This window comes from Anabaena sp. PCC 7938, from assembly GCF_049315035.1.
GTDB lineage: Bacteria > Cyanobacteriota > Cyanobacteriia > Cyanobacteriales > Nostocaceae > Anabaena > Anabaena cylindrica.
Genome location: NZ_CP186034.1, coordinates 1251224 through 1270548, shown reverse-complemented (window position 1 = coordinate 1270548; position 19325 = coordinate 1251224). Strand labels below are relative to the sequence as shown.

Below are 19325 nucleotides of genomic sequence, written 5' to 3'. Positions count from 1 at the left end.
GAAAAGTATCAGAATTGATTTAGATCCCCTCTACCCCCTTTCCAAGGCAGGCTAAATTTCTTAAAGTCCTCCTTAAAAAGGGGGATTTAGGGGGATCTACAGGTGTTAGATACCACGCGACAAAGTTTTTAAACATCGTCTAAAATATTATATATTTTTAATGGCATATCTACAGTAAAATTAGCCCATTAAAAAATTTACCTGCATTAGCTTATGACTCGTTCAACACCTTATCAACCTTTATTATTGCGAATTCTGCATGGTGTCAGTGGAATTTTAGCAATTGCGGCAATAATTAGCGGATTCTTAGTTTACAACGCCTTCGACAAACGGTTTGGTAAAATTCCTATTCCCAAAATTGATCCAATACAGGATATCCATGGAACTGTAGGGTTATTTTTTTTAATTTTATTACCAGCTTTCGCACTCTATAGTTTTCATGCTGGACAAAAACGCCTGATACAACCAGACTCTATCCAAAAACTCACTCAAGTTGGTAAACCAATTTGGTGGGTAAGTCTGCAACGGATTGTTAATACTCTAATGCTGATAGCTTCGGTTTTAGCGGTGACATCTGGCAGAATGATGAAAGAAGAATGGCTACCAATAGGTGAACTTGATCATATTTGGTATTCTTTTCACCTCATAGCTTGGGTGATTATGGTTTGCTGTTTAGCAATTCATATTTTGATGTCTACTAAAGTTGGTGGTGCGCCATTATTACTGTCAATGATGTCATGGAAGTTCCGCCCAGAAGAAAGTCCTAAAAATTGGTATAGTCGTTTCCGTATTTGGTTGGGTAATTTTCCCAATAATTTTCGTGTTGAAAATAATTTATCTCTGAGAATTATTGAAGCGATTGTGTTCCTTGGCATCATAGCTGCATTTGTGTCACCGTTATTTTTTTACGGTAAATCATAAATTTCAACATCATGTAAATGCAAATATAATTTTTGGCATCTTACTAAAACAACAAATTTAGACAAATATCTAAATACATTTTTATCCCTAAAGTGACACAAGTAAGGACACCTATAGCGAGATATCTGGAGTTTAAAAATTTATCAAAATAGGATGACATAAGTCTTGATTGTGACAAGGATAAAAATATGAAACGTTTAGCATCAGTAACTCTATTAGCATTTTTGGGAACTGCGGCTGTAGCGGCAATACCCAAACATTCTCAAGCCCTGAAAACACAAGAAAATTTATTTGCTCAACAAAGACCTACTACACCTTCACCTAGACCTACTACTACACCCTCCCCTAGACCTACTACTACACCTTCACCTAGACCTACTACTACACCTTCCACACCTAATTAATAGATTGTTCACATTTAGTAGGTAAAAGTAATTAAATTCAAGATGCCTGCTGAGGAACTTCCAATTAAAAAAATACCCAAAAATTTCTTGTGGTGCGGGCATCTTGCCCGCTAATTATCAAGGACGGGCAGGATGTCAATACCACAAAATTGGGGAATTTATTTTTTGGTGATCCTTGAACATAGGACTGAAAAAGTAGGGATGTTCCATGGAATGTCTCTACACAGTTTCTGGTTCATGAATATTAAAATTTGTTCGATGTTTTCTAAGAGACTTTTAAATAAAAAAATATCCCAAAATTTCTTGTGGTGTAGGCATCCTCACCTGCTAAGAATAGAAGGACGGGCAGGATGCCCATCCCACAAGATAGGATCATCTATTTTGTGGAGTTCTCTAAGTTAAATTGTTTATTTAGCGTAAAGATCGAAATAGAACTCGTCCTGGATTCTCTTCTTGATTAATTCGCGTATACAACCGCAGACAAGTTAAAACTTCTCCTGGTGTACCTCCACAGTCTAGTTGTAGATCATCTTTAGAATAAGCACAAACATCTGCATACAGCCCTGATAATTGCTTAATTCGCACGTCATGTCCTGCTTTGATGGCTTTATTAGCAACCTTTTTGAGGATACGCCGTGATTCTTGTTGTAGCTTTCCCCACCATGAATAACGCTCGGCTGGGGGGACAAATACTAAGGAATGTATAGCTTCATCCATGTCAATCCAAGCACGTAGATTGTGGATTAAGTCAGTATTTTCCCCAGTTTTTTGGATACGTTGCAAGCGATCGCTCAAAGCCTCAATATATAGATGGTGATGTTCTGGCTTTTCATGTAAAGAAACAACATCAAAGCTAAATACACTCTTTAAAGCATGATGTAAGTCAGGTTCTATCTCAATCAACTTCATATACAGAAGTACAAACCCTGCTAGTAAATGCAAATCTTCAGAATTATATATTTGGGCAAGTTCTGACTTTAAAAATACTTTTTTTGACAAACATAAGCCTCTAGCTTTAACAGCGCCATTTAACCCTGGATAGATGATTTCATCACGAATAAAAGGCAAATGGTAAAGATTGACATAATCTTCAGAAGCACCTAGTTTTTGAGCAATTTCTAAAGCCCGATGTCGCCAAGTAGTAGCTAAATCTTCTGGAACTCGCAATAAATAGCGGTGCATTTCATTCCATAAATCAGCGTCATTTTGACTTTGTAGGGGAGAATTTCCTAGATAGAAATTAATTTCCAAATCAGAATTAAAAATCTCACGTAAGTAAATTAATTTGAATTCACTACTAACCTCAATCTCCGCAACAGGTGCAGGTTCTAAAAGGTTGTTAAGTTCTTGCAATATTTGCTCACATACCTTATTTCCTGGGTCTTGTGGGTATTCTATCTGCGCTTTATTTAAAGCTGCTTCTAGTCCAAACAAACTAAACCGTAATATTTGGGCTAATTGTGAGTTTTCTGTTGCTAATAGTTGATATAAATGCTGCATGATGGCATTAAGAGGGAGGGTAAAACGCAGAGGTACGAGGAGGTTAGCGCAGAGGAACACAGAGTTAGAGAGATTTTCAGGCAAATGAACCACATTCTTTCCTCACGCTGAGGTACTAAGAATCAAGAATGTGGTTTAAATACATTAAAACTGCTGTAATTACGAATTACGAATTACAAATTATTTTAATGTATTCCGCAAAAAGGATCGCGTTCTTTATCAACTTCGTTGGGTTGTAATTCTAGTTCTGCACTATAAACACATCCTGCTTGCTGGAGACATTCTTGATGGTGTGATGTCCAATAAGGTACAACGCCTGCGTGCATTCTTAATATACCTTGATTATCAAGTGTCACATGATATTGACAAGGGTAGTCTGTGGTGATATCTGGTTTGCTAAGTGAACCAATGCGTATCCATTTTTTACTGTTGGTTTCACTATCTGTTTGATAAATATAGAAAGTGTGTTGTCCACTTTGAGGGAAGGGAGGTAAAGGATTACTAATTACGCCACTTCCTAGTTCATTTACACCATCTTGCAAATAGTGAAATGTTTGCAGAGATTTACTTTCATTTCCATCAACAGCAAATACTAAATGATAGGCATCTGGTTGATCAACTGTTGCTGATTCTAAAACGTTGATGGCAATATCACCATCATTTAAGTCTTTATAGGGATGTTCAATGGCGATATTCCATTTCAATTTACTATCAGTAAATGGGTCTGATGATTCAGAATCATCAGATATTGCTGACTTGATGTCAATACCATTAACATCTATTAAATAATGGGGATTGCCTTGACAGAGTAAAACATTAAATTGCAGGGTTTGATCTATTTCAAATTGAACTTTAATTTTTTTGAGAAACTCTGGTTCTACCATTGCTAATTTCTCCATTAAAGTTTTACCATCAAAGCTGCCCCACAGGCGTAAATCTCCATCTTCATAGTCTTGTCGATAGATGATATTTGTTAATTGGATGCCTTGCCAATGGGTACGAACTTTAGCGATACTTTCCCAAGCTGAAAGTTGATAAAGTTCTTGTCCAGCATTGAATATGGGTAAGAGTTCGTTACTTTGGGTTTTGCGTCTGAAGTTGCAAGGTAGATAATAAAATAGGTTTTTAACATCTATTTCTAGCTGGTTTGCACCTTTTCGCAACAGACTTTTAGATTCTTCAGGATCAAATCTTAATCGACGCAGTTTTTCAGCATAACAAGCACCGGCAGATGTAGCAAGTTTGGTAAATTCCAAAACAAAAGTAATTCTTTCGGGATTCCAAACAAAATAGGGAGATTTGCTAAATTCTAGGTAAATTTGTTGTTGTACTAAATCGAGATTGCAAGTTTTACCAGAAAGAATTAACCAATCTACTTTTTGATTAGCTTGAGTATTTAAGCGACTTTCCATCAGTCCTTTAGCAATACCAATGGCTTCTTTAATTGCCGAAATTGCAGTGCGGTCAAATTGCTGACTGTCTAGGGTGAGAGAAATCGCATCAGGAATGATAATTTGGCATTTAACTGCACTTTGGGTTAGTAATTCACTAATTTGTTGTTCGGAAAGCGTGAAGGTTAATAAAGAACCATCTCCTGGTGATTTTTGACCCAATTTCAATTTAGCTGCTTCGGCATGATCCCAAAGAGTGTAAAATGTTTGTAGGCGTTGTGGTGCTTGTTGCCAACGTGTAGGTAATACTTTTTCTGCTGTATCTAAGGCATCTTTAAAAGCGACATCACCTTCGGGGTTTTCTTTATCTAGACATTTCAATAAACTACCACTTTTAAATTTTCCATCTTCTAAAAAGCGTTCATTTAATTCTGAGTTAATTAAATCTTCTAATTTGTCGCTTTCAATGTCACCTGTGGTTATGCCTGTGAGTAGAAAATCGGCAATTGCTACTTTTAATAACCGGAATATTCTCAATGTAATTAACTCACCGCCTAATTGTAAATGACCAGAAGAACCTAATAATTTAGGGGTGAGTTTATAGTAACGTCCACCTAAACCTCTATCTTCATTATCAGCAAAAAATGGTGTTTTATCTTCTAATGTCAGTTCAATTAAAGCTAAGTCGGTAGTTCCACCACCAATATCTAAAACTAAAACATTTTGTGACCATTTATTTCTGTCTTGGCGACAACGAGTTTTAAAAGATTCAATTCCTAAATTGAGATTTCCACCAAATTCTCGCCATAAAAAGAATATAGCTACAGATACCGCTTCATCATAAGCAGTTTGGACATCATCAATTCCCAATTCTTGAACTAGTGCTTTTACTTCTTTACGCACTACTGGAGGTGCTACTGTGGGATAGGTGACAACTGCTGTTAATAAATCACCTTCAGAAAATCTCCTTTTAGACCGTTGGCGATAATCTTCAGTTAAGTCGATTAAATGCGCCCAAGCTGCTTGAATTAATTGGTTAACTTGGATATTTTGTTCTTCGCCATTTAAGATCACTGGGAAAGTTCGATTTTGACCAAAGTAGCGTTTGGGTGAGTGGTGAAATCTACTAATAATGTCTTTAACGGAACTAATTGTACCTTGGGCTATGGCTTTTTTTCTATTGTCCCTAGCTTCCCTACCCATTTGCAATTTCAAGGGTTCTATTTGCGATATTTCCATTTCGCTGGGAATTTCTGTATCTCTTCTATCTATATCTAAGATTACAGGAATCAAATTTTGTGATTCTAATGTTGGGACGCGAAAAACTTCGTGATATATCTGATAAAGTTTTTTGCTAACAGCACGGCGGAATCTATCGCTATTTCCTAAACATAATTCAATTTGGCGAATAGCTTCTAAAAAGAGTTCCTTATTATCACTTTCAAAAATTTCGCTTAATTGTTCTGGTTCAATTTCTAAGTTTTTGCTAATATTAGCAATGAATTTTTCCCACTCACTCGCACCGATATCAGGTAAAGCAGAAGCAGCGGGAGAATTTAACCATTCTGCTAAACGTTGGCGTAGTCTTAATTCTTGTTCTCTGGGTAAAATTTCTGCAATTGGTACTTCAATAGGGTCAAATAGTGTGACTGTGGAGTTAGAAGTACCAAAGTCTAAAGCGAACCAGCCGGGAAATCTCTTTTGTGATTTTTCATTGAGTTTTTCACTTAATTGTTGACTCAATTTATTTAAATATGTGTCTAATTCAAAAGGGTTCATGGGTTTATCTGTTACTGTTGTTTCAAAATCTGGAGAAAACCAAAGATCACAGGAAGCACCTATATTTTTGCGTATAGATAATATGGGGTTTCCTGTAGCATCAGAATCAAAATATTCAACGATAACCTGTAAGGTACAGTTTACTGTTTGGTTTAAAGGTTTCTCTAACTGATAAGAACATTGACCTAGTTGACATAAGTTAGAGATTTTTTGTGGTGTGGCAGAATCAAAGTGTTTGTAGGTGTTTTGGATTTCTGCTGCTAGTTCTGGGGGACTTCCTCTAACGGTACAAGTAATGCGAGAAATATGAGGAATGTTGCTGTTGGTAGCGACTATTTGAATGGCAGGTAAGTCCAGATTTTGGTTTTCTTTAATTCGTAGTTGAAAACGAGGTGGAAGGTTAATTTCCACGGGCATAATTAATTGGTGATTGGTAGTTGGTAATTGATACTTATTTTCTAGTAGAAGAATATGGATTAAATGAACCGCGAAGGCGCGAAGGACGCGAAGGGAAGAGGGAAGAAGGAAGAAGGAAGAAGAAGAAGGAGAAAGGAGGAAGAAGAAGATAGGTGATTGATGATTAATCGGTTGTCACACAGTTTTACAGATATTCATAAGCAACATTTTCATTAATTGTGGCAATATCAGCGAGAATCTGTAACCAGGTGGGAATTGCTAATTCTGGGGGTGAGTCTCCGGCGGCTATATATCTGAGTAGTTCTTCTTTTTTAGATAGGTTTTGTAAACTAGGAATAATTTGGTCTAAGATGCCATCTAATTCGGAATTAACTTGTTGATTAACTTCGCTGACATACTGGACAAGATGAAGACTGGCACTAGCGGTAATTTCATCTCGCAGACGCAAGACAAAAAGTTGATGATTAGCAGAACGAGATGGGTTTTGGTTTTTCTCTGGAGACCAATCAAAGATTTGTCCAATGTTGTGTTTTTCATCTCGTCGCGCTAGGGGAAATATATTTTCTGGAGATATGGCTTTATCTTGGTTACTGATTTCTACGATAATTGCTTCTTTCCATTGATTAGGGTCACATCCTAAGAGGAGTTTGTAAAATAAATCGGCTGCTTCTAATCCAAATTTTTCTTCAATTATTTGTTCCATTTCTGGGTTGATAATTGATTGTAATTTTTCTCTTTCTAGGACTAATTGATGAGCTAATTTATTCAACAGGTCTACTACTGCTTGACGGATTCTTTCGCGGGCAAAGTTTTCTAGTTCTTTAACTGTTTTTTCAAATTCTGGATAAAAGTCATCACTCTTGGTAGGTAAGGAATTATTAACTTTATTTCCTCGGTCAAATAATTTTCCGGCTGCACCTTTAGTTTCTGCTAAGGCAATTGTGCCATGATGAGCTTTATTAAATAATAAAGTCCATTGACTCCAATTCAAGATTCTAAAAGTTAGTTCGTCTTTGATGACATCACTAACAACAACTCCCCGTCGATCTTTGAGTGGTTCTTTTCCTAAATCTTTTTGAAAGCTTCTGTAGGTTTTATCTAAGCTTTCAATTCCTAAACGCAATTCAACTAAGGCGGGACTATCGGCTGTGGGTATGCCTTGTTCGTGAATTTCGGCAATGATATCTTTGAGTTGTTCTTGTTGTTGACGGACAACATCAGCAGCCCTGCGAGTATCTTCATATAATTGCTTTAAACCATGAGTGGTTACATGATTTTGAATCAATTCCCGCAGTTTACTAATACCTCCATCTTGGGCGAAATAATTTAACTGTCTACCTAGCGGATTACGGGGTTCTGTTGTTAATAACCGTTCGCTTAATTTACCCCATTTTTGTTGTAGTCGTTTAGAACGATCTAAGTAGTCGGGATAATCTAAATTAGCGAGAAATTCTTCTGAACCTGCTTTAACTGTGGTTGAACGTTTTGCTAATTCGGCTAAACCTAATAGTGGTGATAATAAAATGATGCGGTCTTTTTGGGTGGTAAATGCATCTGCACCATCAATGATGGTTTGTAAAACTTTCAGTTTTTGGAATACTATATCTGTGTGTAAAGGTTGAGAATTGGGGTGATCTTCGATTAAAAAATCGAGTATTCTTTCGCCACCTTCACTGTCTAATGGTAATTGGTCAAAGCGGCCGACACCGACGAGAATTAAGTCTTTTAAGTCTTGCCCTGGTCGTTGCTGCTGCATCATGGTAAAAATTTTGTTGGCGCGATCGCTTCCAGGTGATTTACCATTGAGCAATACCAGGATTGTCTGCACTTGCGCCAATTCTCGCAGAGATAAAAAGGTATCCCTAGCCCCAGAGTTGGCTGCACCTAAACCGGGAAAATCTAACAGTACAAACTCTTCCGCCCCACTGACATCCCAAATTTCCCGCGATATTTTCACTTCAATATCAACACGCCGAATTAAGGGAAAGCTATTTTGCAGTAGTTGGGTTTGTAGTCTTTGGGGCGCACTGGGTAAGCGAACGTGTGCCGGTGGTATATCCTCAAATTTGAGAGTTTGTATAGCCATTGGCATTTCTGTGAGTTGTAACCCTTCATGGGCTGTTGCTGCATCAATGTGATAATGGCTACCACATAAAGCCTCACCATAAGCTTGATAAGCCCGCAAAAATAATACTAACTCCCGCAATAGATAGCGTAATTCTAAATTATTTGAACTTTTCCAAGCTTCTTCACACCAACTAGAAATATCTTTTCCTGTCTTGATTTTAGATACTTGTAACGGTGGGAGTCCGGCTGCTGTAGCGCGTCTATTTGCCTCACTTAACATGAAGTGTAAGCACTCATTTACCCCTTCATTAGACAAATATTCTACAGTATATTCACTAACTTGAGTTGTCGCAAAACCATCTTGAGGCTTAATATGAATAGCAGTGACGTTTCCAGTTGTCGGGTTTTCGCTGACTGGTAAAGCATCTGCATAACCGATTAAACTACCCAGTAGCAAACTTTTACCGCTACTGAATTCACCCATTACGCCGATTTTTACTGGTGAAGCGGCCAGTTCGACAGTCTTCTGTGCAGCCTCTCGCAAGCCCATGAGACAATCATCAAGGCTAGTAGGAATCCAATCTTCTTGTTGGGAAGGACGTTGGGGTACAGAGTCGATTTTACGGAGGATAAATTCACCGTACTCTTTAAACCTGGCCAGTTTATCTGGTTCCATAGAGTCGTTGCTGCCTGAATTCATTTTCTGTGAGCGTTATAACACAAAAAATGCCAATAACTACTCTTGATGCAACCGGGAAGGAATTAAAAATTAAGCTAGGAGTCAGAAGTCAGGAGTCAGAATGTTTGATAAATCGTTAAATTATCAAATAACGTAAGTTGCTAGTTAGGGAAACTGTCTGAATCAGGATGTCCAGGATTAAAGGATTTACAGGATTAAAACAGAAAATTACTCACCAATGACCAATTACCCATTACCAGCCTCAACACCAACAACACCAAGCTATTTATTTGACAGTCCCTTTAAAATGAGAGCGATCGCACTTTCAGTATGTTTCTCTACCATTTCTGGACTGAGGCGATCTATATCTGGTGTCAAATGTTTCCAGTTTTCCTGCACTGTAAAGTAGAAAATACACACACTAATAATGTGAGTTAAGGTTAAAAATGGATCTACAGGACGGAAATACTCTTCCTTGATCCCTCGTTCTAAAACTTGCAGCAGCGGTGCGTATAAACTTCCAGGGTTAACTTGCTTAAAATATAAACCTTGATTTTGACTCGCTTCTTGAAACCACAACATTTGACGATGGGGATAAGCGGCTTCGTAAGCGATCGCACTGCGGATAATTTGTTCTAATGCTACTTCTGGATGTAAATGGTCAAGGTTCATTTGACCAACCATTGACTCTAACTCACTAATCGGACGCTGCAAAACTGCCTTATACAAACCTTCTTTATTCTCAAAGTAATAATGAATCATCGCTGTTGTAATTTTCGCACGATTAGCGATCGCACTCAACCTCGCCCCCTTTAACCCATCCCTAGCAAACTCTATCTCCGCTGCATCCAAAATTTGCTGCTGTGTCACCTCCGCATCACGCACCGATTTAGCACCTCCCTGATTCCTAACAGACTTAACCACAGTATCTCTAGACAGACTTTGCTTGTTCAGTCTAACAAGAGTTGACAGCCATCTTACTCACTCGTTAAACTAATTAAAAAATTAGTTAATTAAATAAGAGGTTTATTATGACAATGTTACAAGGCGCACCTTGGTTATTAGCTCATCGCTCCATACTCAAGCCAAATCAGCCTTTCAAAGTCTCCCTTTACGGGCAAGATTACGTACTTTGGCAAGATAAAACAGGTAAAATTAGCTGCTTACCTAACGCCTGTCCCCATTTAGGTGCAATGCTTTCCGAAGGTTGGTGTATGACACAAGCAGATGGTAGCAGCACCATGGTTTGTCCATTTCACGCTTTAGAATTTGATAGCCACGGTTGTACAGTTTTACCCAATAGCAATAAACAAACAAAACCCTTACTCCAACCATTAGACTTAATTATTCAAGGTGATTTTATTTGGACTTATGGTGGGTATGAACCAAAAATTACTATCCCCACAATTTTAAAAGATTTTGCTACCGAGTATGAATTTATCGGACACACAAAAAACTTCAGCGTCAAAACCGAATTGCTGACTATGCTATTAAATATGCATGACTATGATCACCAAAATGGCACACATCGACCATTATTTGAAATCGAAAAAGTAGACTTCAAAGAATTTATTGATCATGGATATCACTCCCATGCTTACTTTGATTTAATCAGAAAGCAGCCTAAATTAAATGACATATTCAAAAATCTGGGACTGTTAGCCATTCCCAAAACAATTAACGCCCATTTAGAAAATTTCTTTCCCTGTTTTATAGTTGTACATGGTGAAAGTCCTGTTGCTAGTGCTAAACAAATTCATTTCTTTGTTCCCGAATCAGAAACATATACACGCACCTATGTTTTAATTTACGGCAAAGCTAAACATCCTCTTGCTAATTTAATTAAGAAAAATTTTGTCCGTCTAGCAGAAATAATTATTGAGCAAGATATTGATATTTTGGGTAAGCTATATCCTAATGTTCCTCAGCATATAAGATTAAATAACGAAATTGGGATGGATTGGGTAAAACGGAATTTTGAAAACTTTTCTCTCGCAGAGACTCAGAGACTCAGAGAGTAAGAGTTTTTGCTCAACTTGCATATATTTTACCTAATCTTAATCCCTTGTTTTTCAAAAATTAACTTTTTAGCTGTTCACTTGTATTGATATCACTTTTTGCTGCAACATTGGAGACCCCCAACTGACCTTGAATATAAAGGAATTGGGGGATTCTTTATGCTAAAATTTAGCTGCAATATAATAGAGGAATGCTACCATACACCCCCAGAAGCCACACTGCATATCCTATTCCCGCGTTATCCACCTGAGTCATTTGATTGACATAGGTATACCGCAATGGCCTGGTGATCCGGTTGTAAAATTTACCACCGTTGCAGAACTCCAAGATGATGGTTATTATTTACGGCGTTTTTCTTTAGGGGAACACAGTGCTACTCATATCAATGCCCCTAGTAGTTTTCACGGTCACGGTATAGGCGTTGACGAATATTCTGCCCAGTCGTTGGTAGTACCTGCGGTGGTGATAGATATTTGTAAACAAGCCACAATTAATCCTGACTATCTCCTCACTGTTGCAGATATCCTGACTTGGGAAGCGGAATTTGGGACTATTGGTGCTGATAATATCGTGCTACTTTATACGGGCTGGCAAGCTAAATGGCTGGATAAAAACGCGTTTTTGAATCAAGATGCAGCAGGAAATATGCACTTTCCAGGGTTTGGAAGTGATACAACGGAGTTCTTAATTACTGAAAGGCAAATTGCTGGAGTCGGAATTGATACACATGGTGTAGATTCAGGGCAAGATACTAATTTTACTATTAATCGTCTGGTCTTAGCAAAATCACGTATTGTTTTGGAAAATCTCACGAATTTAGATCAACTGCCACCCCAAGGTACTACTTTGATAATTGGTATTCTTCAACTGCGGGGTGGTTCCGGTTCACCCGCTGCGGTAATGGCGTTATTTTAAAAAGACGGTATTAACGTAAGTTGCTAGTTACAAATATTCAGGTTTATTTTCCGACTAGATCCCCCTTTTTAAAGGTGGCTAAATTCTTTAAAGTCCCCCTTTTTAAGGGGATTTAGGGGGATCGGATAACTTTTAGCATCCTGTCTAGAGATGTGTGTACACCGTAGCCTTATACTCAAAACGGTTTAACAATGTCATTCTAAATAAAGTGTTCGCGTAGCGTGCCGTAGACTCTAGAATCTCCGAGATACTTCTCTACGAGACGCTGCATTACGTTACGCTCAGTATGACATAAGTTCAGATTTTACCCTTTTACAGTATAATCGCCATCTTGACTAGCAAACTTTGTTAAGGTTTGTTCTGCTTTCTGGCACAGAATTTCATGATGTTGAGAATTGCTGGCCAGTAAACCACCCCATTGATTAATATCACCAGTGTTATACTCTAACGGCTGACCATTAAAGTGCGTAAATTTACCTCCAGCTTCTGTAAGAATTAATTCAGGTGCAGCCATATCCCAATCTTTGGGTGCTGATTTACCAGAAAGGGAAATGTAAATATCTGCCTGTTGTTCGACAATAGCTGTAATTTTACAACCTACGCTACCAATGGCTTTTTGATTTTGACAAGGTAGATTTTGCAGTAAATATTCTAACGCTTCATTGCGATGAGAACGACTGACTACCAAAGTTAAATCTTCAATAGGTTTATTAGCTGTGACTTTTAAGGGATAAGAACCATTCACGCTTTCCACAAAAGTACCACCGCCCTTGGTAGCATAATATAATTTTTTTGTCTCTGGTATAACCACCACTGCTAAAACTGGACGCGTTCCTTGAACTAAGGCAATATGAATGGCATATTCCCCAGTTTTAGTAATAAAGTCGCGTGTCCCGTCTAAAGGATCAATTATCCATACCCATTCATGGGAATTTTGCCCATGTTGAGATTTATAGGTTTCTTCGCTGATATAGCCAAATTCTTCATTACCTAAAGCTGCTTGTAATTTAGTCAAGATATATTGACTAACAGCCAAATCTGCAAGGGTAACGGGTTCATTGTCCTTATACTTGATATCTAAATTTGGTTCTTCGGCAGTACCGTGATAATAAGAACTGAGTAGACTAGCAGCACCCCAACCAACTTCCCGTGCAATTGTTAATATTTCTGATAAGTCTTTCATAAATTCATCTGAAAATAAATTTGAGTGGATAGGAAAATATTCAACAGTCAGTATATCTTTGCATAGCATAAAAATCACGATTCAGATTAAATGCTATAGATTTGGGACAGAATTTGATACCTAGATAGAGAGATCATATAGGACTCCTATTTGATTTTTGATAGCTTCCGTGGCGTAGCCATACAGGACTCGGTACACACTGAAATCCTTCTTCCTTGTTCCCTAACTCAACGGAAAATTCATACATCATTTAGGATTACTATATTACTGATTTTTTGATGGCTGCGGTGAGTTCTCCTGGCAGAATCGGCTTAGTAATAAAGTCATTCATCCCTGCATTGAAGCAAGCATTACGGTCTTCCTCTAAGGCGTTGGCAGTGATGGCAATAATCCAAGGTTGAGGTTTTGAAGATTGGCGAATTATCCGAGTTGCAGTAATGCCATCCATTTCTGGCATCTGCATATCCATTAAAATCACATCATAGAATTGTTTTTCTAATATTTCTAATACCTCTATACCATTATTAGCAATATCAGCGTTATAACCAATTTTTTTGAGATACAACAGTGCTACTCTTTGGTTAACTTTGTTATCTTCTGCCAAGAGAATTTTTATGTGATCTTTTGTAGTGATTAAGGTTGCGGATTGAGCTAAAGACTCTTCTTGTATAAAGTCATTAGCTAAGATTTCTTTAGCAATAAATGTAAAATAAAAGATTGAACCTTGAGAATACTCATTTTGAATTTTTGCCGTCCAATTTAAAGGAGGATCTCCACCGATATGTCCGCAACTTTCTACCCAAATTTTACCTCCCATTAAAGCTACCAAACTCTTACTAATTGCCAAGCCTAAACCTGTACCACCATATCTGCGACTAATAGAAGCATCAGCTTGGGTAAAGGGTTGAAATAGTTTATTTAAGCGATCGCTATCAATGCCAATTCCTGTATCTTCAATGGAAAAAATTAATTCTAATACTTCATTCTCCCGCTTTTTATTCTCGACAACTGAAAGCAAAATATGTCCTTGATGGGTAAATTTAATGGCATTCCCTATAAGATTGAGCAAAATTTGACGGAGGCGAGAAGCATCTCCTACAATATTAGTAGGAATATCAGCTTGAATGGAATATTCAAGATTAATATTTTTGTTTAAAGCTTGTTCAGAGAGAAGAATACACACGGATTTGATGAGATCACGTAATACGAAATAACGTTCTTCTAATTCCAAATTTCGTGACTCAATTTTCGAGAAGTCTAGAATATCATTAATTATGGCTAAAAGGGCATTACCGCTATCTCTAATTGTATGAACTAAGTCCTGTTGTTCCTCTGAAAGATTTGTCATAGAAAGCAGTTGAGTCATACCAATCACGCCATTCATAGGTGTGCGAATTTCGTGACTCATATTTGCTAAAAATTCACTTTTAGCTTGAGTTGCGGTTTCTGCTGCTTCTTTAGCTTGAGATAATGCAAGCTGTTTTTCTAAAGCTTTATTGTAATCAATAAGAACTTTTTCTGTTTGTTTGCGTTCGGCATCTTTTTGTTGATCAAGTTCTTGTAATTTCAGATTTTGCTTTATTAACTTATTATTAGCTATACATAAATCACTTTTAACTTGATTATTTTCATTTAAAACGCCATTCAACATTAAAGTTGTCATACCGATGCAAGCAATAAAAGATTGTAATAATAGTAGAGAAATTGGGATGGAAGTGTGAGTAAATGAACTATGACCTTGAACTGTAATAGTGGCCATAATAACAGCAATAATAACCATTAGAATGGTTGCACCTAGCTCTTTAAATCTAAAAGCTGTCCACACCAATAAAGGAACTAGTAAATATTCTGCGTTGTAACCTCTAGAAATGATATTGCTAACAACTAAAGTTAAAAATAAAATGATATTAGCTTCTAGCCAACTACGCTTGAGCAAGCGAGCAAATGAGATAATATTTTTGTGCCAAGCAACAATTAAGGAAGCAAAAATTAGAATTCCAAAAGCATCACTTAGCCACCAGGTAATGGCAACATCGAAATAAAGTTTCCAGGGTACTTTACCAAATATACATAATAGTAATGGACATAAAATGCCTACAGGTAGATGACTGATAAAACAGCCATAGATCATAAATTGAAGCGTATCTTTGGCTCGGTTTAAAAAGTAGTGATTGCCGATTAAATATTCAATCAAATAAGTAGCAAAAACTTTGCCTACCGTAGCAACAAATACAATACAAAGGGTTAAAATGAGAGTGGAAAGATTAGACCATGCCTTATAAATGACAAACTCCGCGCTTAATATACCTATTAAAACCCCCAACCATAGGGGATAGCCCCAAATAGCGATTAACCCCACAGCAATACCCCCTGGAATCCAAATAGGGGTCGATCCTGTTTCAGGGTAGGTAGTGAAGCTATGGGATAGTTGGGCTGTGATATAGTAAGCGATCGCAGCTATTACCTGTTTCCACCAAGCAACCCGACGAAAGTTAAATAGATCTAGTTGAAGATGAGCATAAATTGACATGATCGATCATTACTAAGTTAGGTTGTGAATTTTGTATTACTGCTAGGTTTAGCAATTTAGGCTGAATTTGCTATCAGTTAATTTGGAAATTCTCATAATTTTAATCAATACAAACATTCATGATTTTCTGTTGAATTCATCCAATGGCGTGTACCAAAATGCTGACAAGCTACAGCTGCAATTTTACTTGCCAGTGCTAATGCTTCTGTAAAACTTGTTTGCAAAATATAATGGCAGAAAGCACCGTGAAATATATCTCCTGCGCCTAGTGTATCAACGGGCTGTATTTGTGGTACATTGATAACACCATTATTATAACCGCTTAAGTATTGAATAGGTTTTTCCCCTTGAGTAATGGCGATGTGAGGAATGTTAAATTTCTGAAGATAGGTAAAAACATCTTCTTGATTTTGGCAATTTGGGGGGTAAAAATTTGCAGAACAAATGGCATAGTCAACAAAAGGTAAAATTTCTTCAAAGCCTGGTTTCCAGCTACCTCCATCAATCACAACTGGGATATTGTGGATTTTAGCAGTTTGGGCAATAATTTTACTAACTGCCATTTGATGCCCGTCTATAAGTACAATATCAATATTTTCTAAAATATTTGCTGGCATAGAGGTGCTATTTGCTTGGGTTTTGACAGCATTAATGGAGATTACTGCCCTTTCACCAGTATTTTGGGTGATAATAATTGAGGAAACTGGTGGTGATGTACTTTTATTAGTGTCTAAGTCGAGAATTGCAACTTGGTGATTGATCAAATCTGTTTGAATTAGCTGTGTCATGGGGTGAGAACCCAGCACACTTAAGAGTTTAGCTTGATTACCTAAATAGCTGAAAGTGACAGCCGCATTTGTTGCCGGGCCACCTGCTGCCACTGTATAGTCAATAGCAACTAGCTTTTGATTATTTTGTGGAGATGAGTCTGCAAGGTAAATTAAATCTAGGGTAATTAAACCTACAAATAAGGCAGAATTGGTCATTGGTAAATTTGCAATTTTATCAATTATTAAGTGAATTATAGGAGAATCTATGAATTCAACCACCCATGATCATGATTTTTATGCTTGGACACAAGAACAAGCACATTTGCTGCGAACTGGACAATTTAATCAAATTGATTTTCATCATATCGCTGAAGAAATTGAAGATATGGGACGTTCTGAAAAACGGGAATTAGAAAGTCGATTAGAGGTATTACTTATGCACTTACTCAAATGGCAATTTCAGCCTAATTTGCGTTCTCGGAGTTGGCAATTAACCATAAAAGAGCAACGCTTACGCTTAGAAAAACTCCTCGCAGAAAACCCAAGTCTTAAATCATTTTTAGCCGATTCTCTGGATAAAGCTTATCAACTTGCTACTATTAGCGCTGAAAGAGAAACTGGATTGTCTTTATTTCCTGATAGTTGTCCTTACAGCTTAACAGAAATTTTTACAATTGAATTTTTACCCACTGATATATAATAAGTATTATAAAAGCATAAGTCGTTTTCTTACTGGAGAGTTATAAATTATGTTCAAAAATATGGCGATGGATGCACTAGGTTTGAGTGATATTGGTGCTGTGATCAAACCGGAAGATTATAACAAGGTTGATAGTGATGACTATGTGATTCATGAAGAAGGTGAAAAAATTTATTTTCTGATTAAATCAAAAACAGATGAATACTGTTTTACTAATCTAGCTTTGATTCATCTGGATGGATCTTCTGCGGTAAGTAAAAAACGTTTACTCAAGCGTTTTAATTATAGTCAACACATTATTAAAGATGTGAAGTTAGAAACCGCAGGAACAATAGATATGGATATCGAAATCAAGTTAACAATGGGTGATCAATCCTATTCTATTGATGTTGCTAAAGTTTATATTGCACCCTTAAAAGATTTGTACAAAGCTTTACTGAAAATTGCATCAATTCAACGTGAAAATGCTCTTTATCATCAATATGCTCAAACTAGTTTAAATACAGCAGCGACCACAGTTAGTCGTTCTACAAGTGCATCTACTTCTGAAGAGCAATTTAAGGCAATTAACTGGTATGCCTTTAATTGGTTAAAGTATGCCCATGAGACCTATGTGCGTAAGGATTTTGGTGAGATTTTTGAGAAGTTTATTAACAATTAATTTCTAATTGTATATACTCAAAATGGCTTAATCATTTGATTCTATAGGTAGGGGTAAAGCAGAAGCTCATTGGTGTCAACTTAACGTGAAAGCCTTGTAAAATATCAGTTTCACCCTTTTTCGTTCCCATACTCTGTATGGGAATGAATTCTAGAAGGCTCTGCCTTCTATGAAAACAGAGGCAGAGCCTCTGTAATAGCATTCCCAGTCAGAGACTGGGAACGAGATATCATCAGGATTTGAGCTTAAGTTGACACCATTAAGCTTTTGCTTTATTCCTACACATCTGAGTTTTTCGTGATTTTGCAAAAGTCCATTTCCCAACCGTGTTTAGTTGAGGATGTAATACATAGAGGGCAGGGTTTTTCTGCCCCTATAAGATTGGCTATAAAAGCTAATTTTATTGAGGAGTTGTTGAATATTCTTCAGATCAACTCAATTTATAAATTAGAATTTTTGTTTTTTTTATCATGTAAAATATTTTATGCAAACTGACCCAAAACCATCAACACTCTATATTGTCGGTACGCCCATTGGCAATTTAGAAGATATAACTTTTCGGGCGGTGCGAATTTTGCAAACAGTGGATTTAATTGCGGCAGAAGATACACGCCACACGGGGAAATTACTGCAACATTTTCAGGTAAAAACTCCCCAGATGAGTTACCATGAGCATAATCAGAATAGTCGGATTCCTGAGTTATTAGAGCATTTGACTAATGGTAAAGCGATCGCACTAGTTAGTGATGCAGGAATGCCGGGAATATCTGATCCTGGTTATGAATTGGTAAAAGCTTGTATTGACGCAGGAATCACAGTTGTACCTATTCCCGGTGCTAGTGCGGCAATTACGGCTTTAAGTGCAGCAGGATTACCCACAGACAGGTTTATTTTTGAAGGCTTTTTACCAGCTAAAAGTCAGCAACGACGACAACAGTTAGAATATTTGCAAGCTGAACCCCGGACTTTGATTTTCTACGAGTCACCTCACCGCTTACGGGATAGTTTACAAGATTTAGCTACAGTTTTGGGGATCGATCGCACTATTGTTATAGCACGAGAGCTAACTAAATTATACGAAGAATTTTGGCGGGGGACAATTGCCGATGCGATCGCACATTACACCCAAAAAGAACCCCAAGGTGAATATACCCTGTTAGTTGCCGGCACGCCACCGAGTCAACCCCAACTCACAGAAGCAGAACTCAAAGCCGAATTATTACAGATTATGAAACAAGGCGTATCGCGATCGCAAGCCAGCCGACAATTAGCCAAAGATACAGCAGTATCCCGTCGTCAACTCTATCAACTAGCCTTGGCTATAGACATCACTTCTGAATTGGAAACAACCATTGAATAAGTCCTCTCTAGACTAGATGGTTTTGCTAA

At 37.4% G+C, this 19325-nt stretch carries 14 protein-coding genes; 7 read left to right on the top strand and 7 right to left on the bottom strand.

All coding sequences use genetic code 11. The features are described 5' to 3' along the window. Window positions 1-213: 213 nt before the first annotated feature. Window positions 214-921 (top strand): cytochrome b/b6 domain-containing protein, encoded by a 708-nt coding sequence (locus tag ACOWPH_RS06005; protein WP_096713147.1) that lies wholly within the window; start codon window positions 214-216, stop codon window positions 919-921. 188 nt (window positions 922-1109) lie between these two features. Continuing rightward, a complete protein-coding gene (locus ACOWPH_RS06000; RefSeq protein WP_015214518.1) occupies window positions 1110-1325 on the top strand; it encodes a hypothetical protein in 216 nt (71 codons plus the stop codon). Between the two features lie 411 nt (window positions 1326-1736). Here ACOWPH_RS06000 and ACOWPH_RS05995 read toward each other — a convergent pair whose 3' ends face one another. The 4 genes from ACOWPH_RS05995 to ACOWPH_RS05980 form a co-directional block, all read right to left on the bottom strand. Beyond that, window positions 1737-2825, bottom strand: a complete 1089-nt coding sequence (locus ACOWPH_RS05995) for a hypothetical protein (protein WP_042464926.1) — start codon at window positions 2823-2825, stop codon at window positions 1737-1739. Window positions 2826-3010: 185 nt separating this feature from the next. Beyond that, window positions 3011-6412, bottom strand: a complete 3402-nt coding sequence (locus ACOWPH_RS05990) for a virulence factor SrfB (RefSeq protein WP_015214516.1) — start codon at window positions 6410-6412, stop codon at window positions 3011-3013. Between the two features lie 184 nt (window positions 6413-6596). Beyond that, window positions 6597-9155 carry a dynamin family protein gene (locus tag ACOWPH_RS05985; protein ID WP_015214515.1) on the bottom strand — a complete coding sequence of 853 codons (2559 nt, stop codon included), beginning with the start codon at window positions 9153-9155 and terminating at the stop codon, window positions 6597-6599. Window positions 9156-9440: 285 nt separating this feature from the next. Then, the gene (locus tag ACOWPH_RS05980; RefSeq protein ID WP_015214514.1) at window positions 9441-10082 is read right to left on the bottom strand and encodes a TetR/AcrR family transcriptional regulator; all 642 of its coding nucleotides are present in this window, start codon (window positions 10080-10082) and stop codon (window positions 9441-9443) included. 107 nt (window positions 10083-10189) lie between these two features. Here ACOWPH_RS05980 and ACOWPH_RS05975 point away from each other — a divergent pair, with 107 nt between their 5' ends. Both ACOWPH_RS05975 and ACOWPH_RS05970 read left to right on the top strand, forming a co-directional pair. Beyond that, the gene (locus ACOWPH_RS05975; protein WP_015214513.1) at window positions 10190-11179 is read left to right on the top strand and encodes a Rieske 2Fe-2S domain-containing protein; all 990 of its coding nucleotides are present in this window, start codon (window positions 10190-10192) and stop codon (window positions 11177-11179) included. A gap of 196 nt (window positions 11180-11375) precedes the next feature. Beyond that, window positions 11376-12092: a cyclase family protein gene (locus ACOWPH_RS05970; protein ID WP_015214512.1), complete on the top strand. Its 717-nt coding sequence runs from the start codon at window positions 11376-11378 to the stop codon at window positions 12090-12092. 304 nt (window positions 12093-12396) lie between these two features. Here the strand turns inward: ACOWPH_RS05970 and ACOWPH_RS05965 are convergent, their stop codons facing one another. From ACOWPH_RS05965 to ACOWPH_RS05955, 3 genes are all read right to left on the bottom strand, one after another. Continuing rightward, window positions 12397-13275 (bottom strand): 3'(2'),5'-bisphosphate nucleotidase CysQ family protein, encoded by an 879-nt coding sequence (locus ACOWPH_RS05965; protein WP_042464923.1) that lies wholly within the window; start codon window positions 13273-13275, stop codon window positions 12397-12399. 259 nt (window positions 13276-13534) lie between these two features. Further along, a complete protein-coding gene (locus tag ACOWPH_RS05960) occupies window positions 13535-15805 on the bottom strand; it encodes an MASE1 domain-containing protein (RefSeq protein WP_015214510.1) in 2271 nt (756 codons plus the stop codon). Window positions 15806-15909: 104 nt separating this feature from the next. Then, entirely contained in the window at window positions 15910-16791 is an 882-nt protein-coding gene (locus ACOWPH_RS05955; protein ID WP_015214509.1) for a sugar kinase, read from the bottom strand. 49 nt (window positions 16792-16840) lie between these two features. On the opposite strand from ACOWPH_RS05955, the gene ACOWPH_RS05950 reads away from it, so the two are divergent. The 3 genes from ACOWPH_RS05950 to rsmI all read left to right on the top strand — a co-directional run bounded on the left by ACOWPH_RS05950 (window position 16841) and on the right by rsmI (window position 19296). Continuing rightward, window positions 16841-17275 carry a DUF29 domain-containing protein gene (locus ACOWPH_RS05950; protein WP_015214508.1) on the top strand — a complete coding sequence of 145 codons (435 nt, stop codon included), beginning with the start codon at window positions 16841-16843 and terminating at the stop codon, window positions 17273-17275. Between the two features lie 49 nt (window positions 17276-17324). After that, the gene (locus ACOWPH_RS05945) at window positions 17325-17936 is read left to right on the top strand and encodes a PH domain-containing protein (protein WP_015214507.1); all 612 of its coding nucleotides are present in this window, start codon (window positions 17325-17327) and stop codon (window positions 17934-17936) included. 484 nt (window positions 17937-18420) lie between these two features. Then, the gene (gene rsmI / locus ACOWPH_RS05940) at window positions 18421-19296 is read left to right on the top strand and encodes a 16S rRNA (cytidine(1402)-2'-O)-methyltransferase (protein ID WP_015214506.1); all 876 of its coding nucleotides are present in this window, start codon (window positions 18421-18423) and stop codon (window positions 19294-19296) included. The last annotated feature ends 29 nt before the right edge of the window (window positions 19297-19325 follow it).

Coding starts and splice junctions, on each gene's coding strand:
- ACOWPH_RS06005 (WP_096713147.1), top strand. CDS start 214: ATGACTCGTTCAACACCTTATCAACCTTTATTATTGCGAATTCTGCAT.
- ACOWPH_RS06000 (WP_015214518.1), top strand. CDS start 1,110: ATGAAACGTTTAGCATCAGTAACTCTATTAGCATTTTTGGGAACTGCG.
- ACOWPH_RS05995 (WP_042464926.1), bottom strand. CDS start 2,825: ATGCAGCATTTATATCAACTATTAGCAACAGAAAACTCACAATTAGCC.
- ACOWPH_RS05990 (WP_015214516.1), bottom strand. CDS start 6,412: ATGCCCGTGGAAATTAACCTTCCACCTCGTTTTCAACTACGAATTAAA.
- ACOWPH_RS05985 (WP_015214515.1), bottom strand. CDS start 9,155: ATGGAACCAGATAAACTGGCCAGGTTTAAAGAGTACGGTGAATTTATC.
- ACOWPH_RS05975 (WP_015214513.1), top strand. CDS start 10,190: ATGACAATGTTACAAGGCGCACCTTGGTTATTAGCTCATCGCTCCATA.
- ACOWPH_RS05965 (WP_042464923.1), bottom strand. CDS start 13,275: ATGAAAGACTTATCAGAAATATTAACAATTGCACGGGAAGTTGGTTGG.
- ACOWPH_RS05960 (WP_015214510.1), bottom strand. CDS start 15,805: ATGTCAATTTATGCTCATCTTCAACTAGATCTATTTAACTTTCGTCGG.
- ACOWPH_RS05955 (WP_015214509.1), bottom strand. CDS start 16,791: ATGACCAATTCTGCCTTATTTGTAGGTTTAATTACCCTAGATTTAATT.
- ACOWPH_RS05950 (WP_015214508.1), top strand. CDS start 16,841: ATGAATTCAACCACCCATGATCATGATTTTTATGCTTGGACACAAGAA.
- ACOWPH_RS05945 (WP_015214507.1), top strand. CDS start 17,325: ATGTTCAAAAATATGGCGATGGATGCACTAGGTTTGAGTGATATTGGT.
- rsmI (WP_015214506.1), top strand. CDS start 18,421: ATGCAAACTGACCCAAAACCATCAACACTCTATATTGTCGGTACGCCC.